This window comes from Massilia sp. DJPM01 (assembly GCF_030348125.1).
Classification (GTDB): domain Bacteria; phylum Pseudomonadota; class Gammaproteobacteria; order Burkholderiales; family Burkholderiaceae_D; genus Telluria_A; species Telluria_A frigida.
The window spans coordinates 72,519-84,117 of sequence record NZ_JAQOZV010000034.1 but is presented as its reverse complement, the minus strand read 5'-3'; the positions used below and the strand labels follow the sequence as shown (position 1 = coordinate 84,117).

Here is an 11,599-nt window from a genome sequence, read left to right as displayed (position 1 = left end):
AGGATCGACCTGGCCGGCGCCCTCTCGCCCCCCGCGCGCGCCGACGCGGTCCCGCCCGACACCCTGCTGCACCTGCGCTTCGACCAGCCACCCCGCCCCGGCAGCACCGGCTCGGTGCGCATCTACCGCCAGTCCGATGACAAGCTGGTCGACATCATCCGCCCCGGCGACGAAGTCGCGGCCATCGGCTACCCCGGCCAGGACCAGCAGCGCTACATCCGCCGCACCCCGATCGGCATCGATGGCAACAGCGCCACCATCCGCCCGCACGCCCACCGCCTCGCCTACGGCAGCGCCTACTACGTGATTGTCGAGCCGGGCGTGTTCGCCGGCGCCAGCATCAACGGCGCTCCGTTCACCGGCATCGGCAAGGCCGCCGGCTGGACCTTCCGCACCCGCGCCGCCGCTCCTGCCGGCCCCGTTCTCAGCGTGGACGACGACGGCCCAGCCGATTTCCGCACCGTGCAGGGCGCCCTCGACCACGCAATGCAGCACGCCGGCCAAGCCACGCCGGTCACGATCGCCGTCAAGAACGGCCGCTACGACGAGATGCTGTTCATCCGCGGCAAGGACAAGCTGACCATCAAGGGCGAAAGCCGCGATGGCGTCGTCATCCACAACGGTAACAACGATGGATACAATCCCGGCTCGGGCGCAAGCCAAAGCCCGCAGTCGCCCTCGTTCACAGGCGGACGCGCGCTGCTGATGGCCGAAACGTCGGACCTGCTCACGCTCGACACGCTCACCCTCAGGAACACCACCCTGCGCTCCGACAAGATCGCCGGGCAGGCGGAGACCGTCTACTTCAACAACGATCGCGGCCGCCTGATTGCGCGCAACGCCAGTTTTTTCAGCGAGCAGGATACGATCCAGGTCAAAGGCTATTCCTGGTTCTACCGCACCCTGATCGAAGGCAACGTCGACTTCATCTGGGGCGCCAACCGCGCAGCCCTGTTCGAGGAAAGCGAACTGCGCTCGGTCGGCGACAGCGCCAATCCGTCCAGCGGCGGCTACGTGGTGCAAGCGCGTACGGTGAGCGCACCGGACCCCGGCTTCGTATTCCTCAACAGCGCGTTGACCCACGGCCCCGGTCCCGGCCCGCTGGCCAACAAGGTCCCGCCCGGCGCCACTTACCTGGCGCGCAGCCCGGGCACGGCGGCCACCTGGGATAACGTGGCCTACATCAATTGCAAGATGGGCGAGCACATCGCTCCAGCCGGCTGGGCCGGCAAGGGCGTGCAGCGCGAGCCGGCGCCTAACCCGGCCGGCGCGAGCGCAAACAGCGGCTGGCGCGAGTTCGGCAGCGCCAAGCTGGACGGCAAGCCGCTCGACCTGTCGCGGCGCGCCGGCGGCTACCTCCTGAGCGCACAGGAAGCGGCGCGCCTGTCCAGCCGCGCGGCGGTGTTTGCCGGCTTCGACGGCGGCCGTGGATGGAACCCGGAACCGGGCCAGGCGGCGCCCTGAGCGGCGTTCGTGATACGCTAGCGCACTGTTTGACCCGCACCGCCTTCGCCCCCGTCGGCGGCGCCCATATTGCCCAGAAATCGACCCATGCAAAAAATTAATTCAAAAGCCCAGCTCAACTGGATCCTGCTGCGCGGCGCGATCGCCTTCGCCCTCGGCGCCGGCGTGGTCATCACGCGCGGCATGGATGCCAGCGCCTGGCTGGTCGTCACCGCCATGCCGGCCGCGCTGACCGCCTTCAACGTCTGGCGCTGGCGCCGTTCGCGCATGGCGGCCAACGACCCGGCGTTTTAAGCGTCAGCGGCTGACCCGGAAATATGCGACATCGGCATGCCCCTGCGTGCCGCCCGCGTTGAACAAGCCCATCTGCGCGCCAACCCAGCGTCCCATGCTGGCCTTGAACGGCTGGCCGGCCCCGATGAACTTGCTGTTGTCGAGGCTGTATGAGAACGATGCTACGCCGTCCGCCATCGTCATGCGCAGGTAAGCCGTGCTGGCGTCAATCGGCACCACCAGCTGATCGTTCTCGGTACACGCGTGTTCGTTGCCTTCGCACACACCCAGCACCAGCTGCGAGCCGGTGCCGGCGCGGCGCAGCCCCAGCCATGCATACTTCATCCCCAGCAGCACCAGCCCGGCACGCTCGCCCTCCCGCGTGGCCGACAGTTCGATGCGGGTGTCGACCGTGAACGCCGGCGCCGGCAGCTTCTGCGTCAGCACCGATGCCATCTCGCGCAGATTGGTGCCCGGCTGCGCTTGCAGGCGCAACTGGCCAAGCCGGGCCGCCAGCGAATACCACGCCGGCTTGCCATTCGCGCTCCACTGCCATTGCAGCCCCAGCGCCGCGCTGGAAAACTCGTCGCCCGTGGGCGGTACCCGCACCGGACCTGACGCCAGCGGCTTGGCGTGGCGCGCGAACGGCTGGCCCACGCCGCTGGCATCGACCTCCTCGCCAATCAGCGGCCAGCCATCCTTCCAGCGCAGCGGCTGCAGGTGCACCAGGCGGCCGTAGGCGCGCCGGTCCTGGAAGTGGAAGAACCAGTCGCTGCCATCCTGCGCCGTCACCCAGGCGCCCTGGTGCGGGCCGTTGGTGCTGGACTTGCCCTGCGCCATGACGATCTTGTCTTCGTACGGCCCTGTGATGCTGCGCGAGCGGAACACCGACTGCCAGCCTTCCTCGACCCCGCCGGCCGGCGCGAACACATAATAATAGCCATCCTTTTTGTAGAGCTTGGGCCCTTCCAGCGTCTTGTAATTCGGCAGCTTGTTGCCGTCGATGACGATCTGGCCGCCGCCATCGAGCAGGCTGCGCCCGTCCGGGGCCATGCTGCGCAAGGTCAGCACGTTGTTGAAACCGGCCCGGCTCTTGGCCCAGCCGTGCAGCAGGTAAGCCTTGCCGTCGTCGTCCCACAGCGGGGTCGGATCGATCAGGCCCTTGCCGCCGGCCAGCAGGTGCGGCGCGCTCCACGGTCCCTGGAAGTTGGTGGCGGTGATGACGTAGATGCCGAAGTCCGGATCGGGATAGAAAATCCAGAATTTACCGTCATGAAAACGCAGGCATGGCGCCCACACGCCCTTGCCCGGCTGCGGCGTGGCGAACACGTTCTCCGGCACCAGCCTGGGCAGCGCGTGGCCGACCAGTTCCCAGTTGACCATGTCGCTCGATTGCAGCAGCGGCAGGCCGGGCGTGTTGCTGAAGCTCGACGAGGTCATGTAGTAGGTGTCGCCGACGCGGATCGCGTCCGGGTCGGAATAGTCGGCGTGCAGGATCGGGTTCTGGTACTGGCCGTTGCCCAGGTCCGCCGTCCACGGCGGTTGCGGCGTGCTTGGCGTGCTCTGGCAGGCGCCCAGCGCCAGCGGCAGGATCAGTGGCAAGACCCGCAGCGCGGGATGAGTTGTCGTCATGGTTGTTGTCTCGTTGTTGTTGGAATAGGGAGTTGGGTCGTCAGGAAGCCGGCCATGGCATCGGCCGTGGGCGTGATCCACGGGTCGAACAGCCAGAAGGAGTGCGGCGCGTCGGGCAGCATCACCACCTTGGTCGCGACGCCGGCGGCGTGCATCTTCTCGACCATCTCGTCGCGCCCAACCGAAAAGCGCGCCTGGCCGCTGCCGATGAACAGCATCGGCAGCGTGTCACGGTTGACGTAAAAGGTGGGCGAGGCTTCGCGCCACAGCGCGGCCGCGTCGGCGTAGCCGCCGCCAAACCAGAAGCCGGCCGCCGAGGTTTTTTTCTTCGGGTCGTCTTCGTTCGCGCGCGCGGCGGGCGAGGTGAAGTCGGACAGGCCGTCGATATTGATGACCGCCTGCGCGGCGCTCGACACGGCGCTGGCGGCGCCATCGGGATCGAACTTGTCCGCGCCATTGGTCACGCCCACCAGGCTGGCGATCTGCCCGCCGGCCGAGCCGCCGGCCACCGCGATGCGCTGCGGGCCGATGCCGTGGGCCGCGCTGTTGGCGCGCAGCCAGCGCAGGGCGGCCTTGACGTCGTGGATGGCGGCCGGGTAGCGCGCCTCGTCGGCCAGGCGGTAGTCGATCACGGCGGCGGCGATGCCGCGCGCGGCCAGGCGTGCCGCCAGCGGCGCCATGTTGGCGCGCTCGCCGGAACGCCAGCCGCCGCCGTGGACCAGCACCACGGCGGGCACCGCTCCTTTGTCGCGCGTCGATTGTGCGGGCAGGACCAGGTCCAGTTGCAGCAGGTGTGCGCCACGGCGCACATAGCCCATGCCGCTGATGGTGACGATCTCGGCGTTGACGCGGGTGTCGGCGATCTGAATGAAGGGATAGCTCCGTACCAGCTTGGCGTAAGTGGTCACGGCGTTGCAGGGTACGGCGGCCAGTACAGCGCTAAGCTCCCCGGCCACCATCGTCCTATCCGTCATTCCCGCGCAGGCGAGAATCCAAGGCATGCATGCGGGGCGACGAGGCCTTGGATTCCCGCCGAGTGCTGCCTTGGCGCGGGAATGACGGTCTTGAGCGTAGAGGAAGGAATCGTCGGCATTGACGGCTTCAGGCACCGGCATTGACGCGCAATTCGTTACCATATCAGCGCACCCCACCAGCAGCACCCCGGTAAATACACCTACCAAGCATCTAGCAGCATTCCCCATCGCCGACCTTCCCAGTTCATCCACGTGTCGATAAAGTATGCCATGGGGCGGCGGAAGTGGCTAGTCCGCCTTACGTATTTGGCCTGACCAAACTAGAATGGCCTGACCAAATATCGCTTAAAAAATCATCACTGATAACAGGGGACAATGTGAATACAGCACTTAAACTGTTTGCCGCCATCGCCGCGGTGGCCGCCATGGGCAGCCCGGCCCACGCCGAAGGCCCGTACCGCAATCCGGACAACAAGAACCTGAGCGATCCGGGCGAAGGCAGCTATCCGGTCCCATATAAAAAGCCCGCCGTGGCCGAAATCACCGCCGCCCTGCACCGCATCCGCGGCTTCATGGAAACGGCCACCCCGACCCGCGTGGTCGACAAGAAAACCGGCGCGCCCATCCTTGACTTCCAAAAGCCGAACGCCAACGCCATCACCGAAGCGAGCCATTCGGACATGGGCATCATGGTCTACGAAATGGGCGTGGTCCACGCCGGCATGGTCAAGGCCCGGGAAGCGACCGGCGACAAGCGCTTCACCGACCTGACCGCGCGCCACTTCAACTTCTTCGCCGACAAACTGCCCTACTTCCGCGCCCAGGAAAATCAATTCAAGCTCGAACGCGCCAACAGCTTTTCGCGCTTCCTCGACCCGCGCGCGCTCGACGACGCCGGCTCCATGTGCGCCGCCATGATGCGCGCGCGCGCCCTGAAGATTGGCCCGGACCTGTCGAACATCATCGCCACCTGCGGCGACTGGGTGGTCAACAAGCAGTTCCGCCTGGCGGACGGCACCATGGCGCGCGAGCGCCCGCAAGCGGTCTCGCTGTGGGCCGACGACCTGTACATGTCGGTCCCGGCCCTGGCCGAGCTGGGCCGCATGACCGGCAAGCGCGCCCACTTCGACGACGCCGTCAAGAACGTCATGCAAATGACCGGCTACCTGTTCAACAAGCAGCACAACCTGTACACCCACGGCTGGAACGCCAACCACCCCGACGCGCCGAACTTTTTCTGGGCGCGTGCCAACGGCTGGGCGGTGATGAGCATGTCCGACCTGCTCGACGTGCTGCCGAAAGACCATCCCGGCTATCCGCAGGTGCTGGCGCAGTTGCGCACGACCTTGAAAAGCATCGGCGAGCGCCAGTCCGGCAGCGGCCTGTGGCACCAGATGCTCGACCGTAACGATTCCTACCTCGAAACCTCGGCCAGCGCGATGTTGGTCTACGTGTTCGCGCATGCCATCAACCAGGGCTGGATCAGCCCGACAACCTACGGCTCCATCGCCCAGGCCGGCTGGGCCGGCTTGTCGACCCGCATCAACGACAAGGGCCAGGTCGAAGGCACGTGCGTGGGCACCACCTTCGCCAGCGACCAGGTGTATTACTACAATCGTCCGACCAGCCCGTTCGCCCTGCACGGCTACGGCCCGACCCTGCTGGCCGGCGCCGAGATGATCAAGCTGATCAATAATCCGAACGTCGACGTCCAGTACAAGGTGCGCACCTATCACTACATGCCCAAGGGTGCCGGCCAGACCAACTATCGCGAACATCACTGAGAGCGCCATGTCCCCATCATTCGCCATCCTTACCCTGGCCGCCGCGGCGGCTTCCCCGCTGGTCCAGGCCGGCCCCGCGGCCACCATCACGGTCAGCCATGAGCTCGACATCGAACGGCCGTCGGAAACCATCGTCCTGCCGTGGAGCGAGATCAACCGCGCCCTGCCCGGCGCGCTGATCCAGCGCATCGCCGTCAAGGATGCGGCCGGCCGCGTCCTGCCTTACCAGGTGACCAATGTCGCGCCGCTGGCCAAGGACCCGAAAAACACCGGCATCGCTTACGGCGAACTGATTTTCCAGCACAGCTTTGCAGCCGGCGAAAAGCGCGCCATCTTCACCGTCGAAAAAATCGACACGGTGGCGCCGCCGTTTCCGGTGAAAGCCTTGGCCCGCTTCGTGCCGGAGCGACTGGACGACTTCGCATGGGAAAACGACAAGCTGGCGCACCGCACCTACGGCCCGGCCCTGGGCGCGCCGGCCCCGGCCGGCAGCGGCAAGGAAGTGCTGGTCACCAGCGGGCTCGACCTGTGGTTCAAGCGGGTGCCGTATCCCATCGTGGAGCGCTGGTACAACAAGGGCCACGACCATTATCACAAGGATGAAGGCGAAGGCATGGACATGTACAACGTCGGCAAGACGCGCGGCGCCGGCGGGACCGGGGTGTGGGATGGCACCGTACTGTTCACCAGCAAGAACTTCACCGGCTGGAAAGTGCTGGCCAACGGCCCGGTGCGCGCCGTTTTCGAGCTCAGCTATGACAGCTGGGATGCGGGCGGCAGCGCCGTGTCCGAGGTCAAGCGTTTCACGGTCGACGCCGGCCACTACCTGGACCGCATCGACAGCACCTTCACCTTCGCCGGCAAGCCGGGCATCGACATCGCGGTGGGCCTGAACAAGACCCCGACCGACAAGGGCCAGACCCCGCAAATTGCCGTCAGCAACAAGGCACCCGGGATTCTGATGCAATGGGTCGGCCAGGCCAGCAATGGCGCCATGGGCAGCGCCGTTATCCTGCCGTCGGCCAGCGGCTTTACCGAAGACCCGCTTAACCATCTGGTGGTGGCGCCGGCCGCCTCGGGCAAGCCCTTGCGCTACTACGCGGGCGCGGCGTGGAGCCGTTCCGGCGAGATCCTCACGGGTCAGGACTGGGAACGCTACCTGGTCGCGGCGGCGGCGCGCGCGGGTAATCCGGTCACCGTAAACGTGGCCGCAACCCCATAAAAACCACAATCTACTGCAACTGCATCAAGAGCGGCCCGGCCGGCGGCCCTGGCGACTTCACCCTGTCGTCGATCACCAACGCCAATGCGCGCGGCAATAACCGCTCGGTGACGGAAGAAGACAACGGCCTGTTCCTGATGGGCGAGTTCACCAGCGAGCTGGGCGGCATTCCGCTGCGCGGCAACCTGGGCGTGCGCTATGTCGAGACGCAGCAGAGTTCGACCGGCTACCAGGCCGTCGGCAATGGCACCGCCGTCACGGTCGACAACGACGACCATGACGTGCTGCCGTCGTTCAACATCGCCGCCAGCATCACCAAGAACGTCATCGTGCGCGCCGCAGCCGCCAAGGTGATATCGCGCCCGCAGCTGGCCAACCTGACCCCGGGCGGCAGCGTGGCCACCACCGGCACCTTGTCGATCACCAGCGGCAATCCGATGCTCAAGCCGTTCCGCGCCAAGGCCTTCGACACCAGCTTCGAGTGGTACTTCGACAAGAACGCCTTCATCGGCCTGGGTCTGTTCCAGAAGAACATCGCCACCTACATCCAGAGCATCCGCAACGATGTGAAGTTCAAGGATACGGGCTTGCCGCTGTCGCTGTTGCCGACCAACATGACGGGCGATGAAGTCTTCCAGTTCACCGCGCCGATCAATACAGAAGGCGGCAAGCTGCGCGGGCTGGAGCTGAACTACCAGCAACCGTTCACCTTCCTGCCGGGCTGGGGCCGCAACTTCGGCAGCTTGCTGAACTACACCTACGTCAAGTCGAAGATGGAGTACGTGGTCTCGCCGAACAGCAACCAGACCGTCACCGATGACTTGCTCAACCTGTCGCCGAAATCGTGGAACGCCACCCTGTATTACGACGACGGCAAGTTCAGCGCACGCGTCTCGACCTCGCAGCGGTCGGGATTCGTCACGCGCGTGCCGGGCCAGAACAACAACGATGTCGAAGGCAAGAACAAGACCTTCTAAAGTCGATGTGTCGGTATCGTACAAGGTCAACGAGAAGCTGGAGCTGACCCTGGAAGGCGTGAACCTCACCAACGAGGAAAACGACCAGTTCGCCAGCCGCGCGCGCAACAGCGTGGTGGTCAACAACGTGACCGGACGCGAAGTGCTGGCCGGGCTGCGTTACAAGTTCTGATCGGGCATGGCGGCGGGCGTCACTTCACCGACAGGATGAACTGATACCCGTCATGCTCTTCCACGAACGCCACTTGCGCCTGGCGTGAATACAGGACCACCTCGCACATGCGCCCGGCCACCTCGGCCAGCGCTGCGCGCAAGTCGGTTTCCAGTCCATCGAATTCCGAGCAGCCGAAGGCGTGGCAAGTCTTGCCGGCGCCCTTCTTGCGCATCAGCGCCAGCAACTGGTCGGGATCGGACAAGGGCGGATCGAGTTCCTGCCTGCGGTCGTACCGCAAGTAGCCAGCATCATGCAGCAGTTCGTCGAGCAGCTGGGCGCGGCGTTTCGGTTTTTCCCATAAATAGACAAAGCGCGCCTTGCGCGACGGTTCAACGAACAGATCGATTATTTCACGCAACACGAGGTGATTGTTTTCCATGCCGGACAGTATATTGGCATTGCCTCGCCGACCTAAAAAACCATGCGCCAAGCGCGCTGCAAAACCAGGTCAAGCCTGGCAAACCGGGGTCAAATGCGGTGCTCCGCCGAAGGGCCGGCGCCCCCCATGAGAAGTCCGCCGTCGACTTCGACCAAGCTCACCGCGTGAACCAGGGCGACACCTTGTTCGCCCGGCGGCGGGCATCTCGGCGGCCAGCCTGAGCACCCGGATCAACGGCTTCGGCATGGGCCACGGCAGGCAGGCCGACACGTCATCCGGTAGGACCATGACGAAGCCCCCCCCGGCCGCGCCCTCCTGTCGCACCATCTCCGCGCGCGCATGATGCGGCCATTGCCCTCGTTCCCGCGGCACGCAAGCCCTCCTCGACCGGCGCAACGCGCAGTTGCACAACGCTGAATTATCAATATCAAAACAATGACTATTTAGCAAATCGTTGTGTTATAATTAACTCTTCCGCACCCCTTGCATCGCAAGATGCCGGGAGTGCGGGCCCGCGCATGTCCCACACACCACAAGGAAACGAATGAGCAAACAATTTGGCAAGACCCTGTTTACCCTCGTCATGACCAGCGCTATCGCCTCGCTTGCAGCCACTTGCGCTGCGCAGGCGGCTGACAACAAGATCGTCACCGTTCCGCCGGAACAGCGCGCCATCGTCCCCAAGATGAACATGCCGGAACAAGCGATGAGCCGCGCACAGGCGGACCGCAACGGCGCCAAGGCCGCGCAGCCGCTCAAGGATGCCGCCGGTAACATTCACTATATCGTGACCTTCGCCGATGGCGCATCGCAACCGTACCTGAACCAGACTGCGCCCGATCCCCGCTTTGAATCGTCGCATGATCCGAAAGTCCTCCAGTTGCTGCGCGAGACCGAACAGGTTCACCAAATCAAGGCAACCCATCTGTATAGCCGGACGATTCAGGGCTTCGCCGCATTTCTGACGCCTCAACAGGTGCAGCAACTGAGCCGCGACAGCCGCATCAAGGCGGTCAGCCCCAACGTCCAGGTCGATACCAGTGCCGGCGGGGTCTGGGACGACGTAGCGGTCGGCAGCGCAACCTTGCCATGGGGCATACAGGCAGTCGGCGGCGGGAAGGCTGCCACTGCGGACGACAGCGTGGCCATCTATATCGTCGACACCGGCATCGACGTTCATCCCGACCTGAATGTCCACAACCGCTGGGCGACGAACAACGAATGCATCACCGGCAAATACAAGCACGGAACGTTCGTCGCAGGCGTTGCCGCAGCCATCAATAACAACTTCGGCGTCACCGGCGTCGACGCCGGCGTCAGCCTGGTTTCGTTGGCCTACGGCGACAGCACCTGCTCCCCCGGAAGTCAAAGCGCCGCCAACATCATCGCGGCCATGGAAGAAGTCAAGCGCCAGATTCAAGGCAGGCGCAGGATCGGCGTCGTCAACTTCTCCACGAATATCCCGATGATCGACACCATCATCGGCGTTAAAGAGAGTATCCGTGCGCTGATCACACCGAACCCGGCCACAGGCTATCCCGGTGCGTTTTTCGTCCAATCGGCCGGCAACCAGTTTCTGGATGCATGCAGCTACAGTTTTAACGACAAACTGCCCGCCGACGGCGCGATGGTCATCGGCGCGATCGACAACAATGGCCAGCCGGTGCAGCCGCTCAATGGCGGCATGGCGATGAACGCCCCCAAGCCCTCCGTCACCAGCATTTTCGGGCCCGAGCCCGGATCGAACTTCGGGTCCTGCGTTGATGCATGGGCGCCCGGCAAGAACATCAAGTCCACCTGGATGACCGGCAACACGGCGACCTATGCCCAAGGCGACGGCACCTCCTTCGCGGCGCCGCACGTGGCCGGCATGGCGGCTTATCTGATCAGGACCAATCCGGCCCTGGTGACGCCAAGCCAGGTAGAAACGGCGGTGCGCGCGCGTCTGGTGAGCGGCGGCGCCACGAGTGGCGGGGTGGCGGTGCGTACCGTCAGTCTGAGCGGCCAAGGCTACGCGGTGCGCCCGACCGTCGAATTCAAGATCGGCACCCTCCCGTCCAGTCCGGCGCCTGGGGTGGCTGGCATGTCGCCGCAAGCACCGATCTACAGTGACGCTAATTTTCCCCTCGCTTTCGACTCGGTCGGCGCCCAGAACTGCGCCATCAAGGGATATGTCAATGGCAGCCTGTGGTATCACGCACCGAGCGTCGGGGTGCGCTACAACTGGGGTGGGCCGGTCCGCCTCAATCCCGGCTTATACCGCTGGGAAGCGACCTGCACGGGTGCCAACGGCATGACCGGCACCGCGCTCGCGTCAGCGCAGATCGCCCCGATGCCGCCAAGCCCGAGCGCCAACTTCATCGTCGATGGCGCCGCCCTGCGTAGCGGCGAAGTGCGTACGATTCCAACCGCGCAAGCATTTACACTGGCGTTTAACAGCACCAATACGACCTACTGCAGCCTGGGGGCGCGCCGCAGGCAAGAGTTTCAGGATCGGCAATACGGCTGGTACAACGTCGCGCGCATGGCGCCCTCGTTTAACTGGGGTAATGTTCGCCTCGATCCGGGCAGCTATGAGTGGAAAATTACCTGCTTGAATGAAAACTACCAGGGCCGTCTACCGGTCGTGGCAGTGTTCCAGATGAACGTTTCCCGTTAAGGTCCCCCAGGCCGCCTGAAC

General features: G+C 64.8%; 10 protein-coding genes. 7 read left to right on the top strand and 3 right to left on the bottom strand.

Going from position 1 to position 11,599, the window contains the following annotated elements; all coding sequences use genetic code 11:
- Together PO883_RS21050 and PO883_RS21045 are read left to right on the top strand one after the other, a co-directional pair.
- Positions 1–1,464, top strand: a 1,464-nt coding sequence (locus PO883_RS21050) for a pectinesterase family protein (RefSeq protein ID WP_289311480.1), incomplete at its 5' end; no start/stop codon positions are given.
- Positions 1,465–1,551: 87 nt separating this feature from the next.
- Entirely contained in the window at positions 1,552–1,758 is a 207-nt protein-coding gene (locus PO883_RS21045) for a hypothetical protein (RefSeq protein ID WP_289311479.1), read from the top strand.
- Positions 1,759–1,761: 3 nt separating this feature from the next.
- Here the strand turns inward: PO883_RS21045 and PO883_RS21040 are convergent, their stop codons facing one another.
- Both PO883_RS21040 and PO883_RS21035 read right to left on the bottom strand, forming a co-directional pair.
- Positions 1,762–3,369, bottom strand: a complete 1,608-nt coding sequence (locus PO883_RS21040; RefSeq protein WP_289311478.1) for a glycoside hydrolase 43 family protein — start codon at positions 3,367–3,369, stop codon at positions 1,762–1,764.
- Positions 3,366–4,277: an alpha/beta hydrolase gene (locus PO883_RS21035; RefSeq protein ID WP_289311477.1), complete on the bottom strand. Its 912-nt coding sequence runs from the start codon at positions 4,275–4,277 to the stop codon at positions 3,366–3,368. Before PO883_RS21035 ends, PO883_RS21040 begins: the two co-directional genes overlap by 4 nt.
- A 443-nt stretch (positions 4,278–4,720) precedes the next feature.
- Between PO883_RS21035 and PO883_RS21030 the strand changes: the two genes are divergently transcribed.
- The 4 genes from PO883_RS21030 to PO883_RS21015 are packed head-to-tail and all read left to right on the top strand — an operon-like array spanning position 4,721 to position 8,498.
- Positions 4,721–6,127 carry a glycoside hydrolase family 88 protein gene (locus PO883_RS21030; RefSeq protein ID WP_289311476.1) on the top strand — a complete coding sequence of 469 codons (1,407 nt, stop codon included), beginning with the start codon at positions 4,721–4,723 and terminating at the stop codon, positions 6,125–6,127.
- 7 nt (positions 6,128–6,134) lie between these two features.
- Positions 6,135–7,349 (top strand): DUF4861 family protein, encoded by a 1,215-nt coding sequence (locus PO883_RS21025; protein ID WP_289311475.1) that lies wholly within the window; start codon positions 6,135–6,137, stop codon positions 7,347–7,349.
- Positions 7,346–8,326, top strand: a complete 981-nt coding sequence (locus PO883_RS21020; protein ID WP_373890090.1) for a TonB-dependent receptor domain-containing protein — start codon at positions 7,346–7,348, stop codon at positions 8,324–8,326. The genes PO883_RS21025 and PO883_RS21020 overlap by 4 nt, the downstream gene beginning before the upstream one ends.
- Positions 8,298–8,498 (top strand): TonB-dependent receptor, encoded by a 201-nt coding sequence (locus tag PO883_RS21015; RefSeq protein ID WP_289311474.1) that lies wholly within the window; start codon positions 8,298–8,300, stop codon positions 8,496–8,498. Before PO883_RS21020 ends, PO883_RS21015 begins: the two co-directional genes overlap by 29 nt.
- A 19-nt stretch (positions 8,499–8,517) precedes the next feature.
- Here PO883_RS21015 and PO883_RS21010 read toward each other — a convergent pair whose 3' ends face one another.
- Positions 8,518–8,901, bottom strand: coding sequence for a hypothetical protein (locus PO883_RS21010; RefSeq protein WP_167088939.1), 384 nt, complete (start codon positions 8,899–8,901; stop codon positions 8,518–8,520).
- Positions 8,902–9,463: 562 nt separating this feature from the next.
- Here PO883_RS21010 and PO883_RS21005 point away from each other — a divergent pair.
- Positions 9,464–11,578 carry a S8 family serine peptidase gene (locus PO883_RS21005; protein ID WP_167088940.1) on the top strand — a complete coding sequence of 705 codons (2,115 nt, stop codon included), beginning with the start codon at positions 9,464–9,466 and terminating at the stop codon, positions 11,576–11,578.
- The last annotated feature ends 21 nt before the right edge of the window (positions 11,579–11,599 follow it).